Here is a 1,481-nt window from a genome sequence, read left to right on the forward strand (position 1 = left end):
ATCGCCGACGCGGTCTGCCAGTCGGCTCCCCGCCCCTCCTACCAGCAGAAACTGGCCTGGTCCTTGGAGGACAACCCCCGCCTGCTGACCGGAGAGGGGCACCTGGCTCCCCTTCGCGCCATCCCGCGGTTCATCGAGTTGCTGCACGCCGCCGACGTCCCAGGCATCGTCCGGCCGGCCTGCCCCCGCTGCCGACGCGTCGTCCGAATTGACAAGCCCCTCGACGGCCAGCGGGTTTGCCGCAACTGCATTGCCAAGTCCCGCATCGAGGAGTGCTCGCGTTGCGGCGCCCGGCGCGAGCCGGCCACCCGCGACGCCGAGGGGCGGCCGCTGTGTCCGCATTGCCTGATCACCGATCCCGCCAACCTGGAGACCTGCATCATCTGCGGCAAGCGGCGCATGGTCTGCACCCGGACTCCCGACGGGCCGATCTGCCCGAACTGCCGTCCTCTGCCCTCACTGGTCTGCTCGATCTGCGGCCGGACGGCACCCTGCATGCTCTCGAAGCTGACCGGGCAGCCCCGCTGCAGCCGTTGCGACCAGCGAGAAGTGCATTGCACCGTCTGCGGACGCTTCCGTGACATCCATTCCGGCACCGTCGATGCCCCTGTCTGCGGCCCCTGCACGAAGCCAGACCCCGAACTCTGGCGCCCCTGCCCCACCTGCGGCGAGGCCGAACGGCTGACCACACCCGGCCCCTGCCGCCGCTGCACGCTCAAGCAACGGCTCGTCGGCCTCCTCACCGACGACACCGGCACCGTCCCACCCAAGCTGCAGGCCCTCCACGACGCCCTGGCCGAGACTCAGCGGACGGCGACGGCCATGAGCTGGCTCTCGAAAGGCATCGTCTCCACCGTCCTGTCCGACCTGGCCTCCGGCCGACGTCCCCTGACCCACAAGGCTTTGGACGACCTCCCCGACAGCAAGGTCGTCGAGCACATCCGCAGCGTCCTCGTGGCCGCCGACGCCCTCCCGCCCCGGGACGAGCAGATGGTCCGCCTCGAACGGCACGTGAAGGACCTCGTCGCCTCCCACGCCACCCCCGAAGGGCGGCAGGTCCTGCACCGCTACGCGACCTGGCACCTGATCCGCCGGCTTCGCCGCCGAAGCCGCGGCAACGACATCACGCACACCCAGCTCAACGTCGCACGCGTGCACCTAAGGGCCGCCGTCTATCTGCTGAACTGGCTCACGGACCAGGACCTGACCCTGGCGAACTGCCGCCAGAGCGACCTCGAACGCTGGATGACCCGCGACGAGACCCAACTCCGGAGAGAAGCAGGCCACTTCGTGCGCTGGGCCCTCGCCCAGAAGATCGCCCGCAACCTCAGCTTCCCCGCCGTGAAGTGGAACGGCCCCTCCCAGACCATGGACGACGACGCCCGCTGGGCCACCACCCGCCGCCTGCTGCACGACGAAACCATCCGGACCGAAGACCGCCTGGCCGGACTGCTGTTGCTCCTCTACGCCCAATGGCCCGC

The 1,481-nt window shown here is 69.9% G+C and carries 1 pseudogene; it reads left to right on the top strand.

The annotated features are described in order from the left end of the window. A pseudogene (locus ACWCPY_RS43120) lies at positions 1 to 1,481 on the top strand (site-specific integrase); the annotation flags it as partial.

Source organism: Streptomyces sp. NPDC002403 (genome assembly GCF_053593015.1).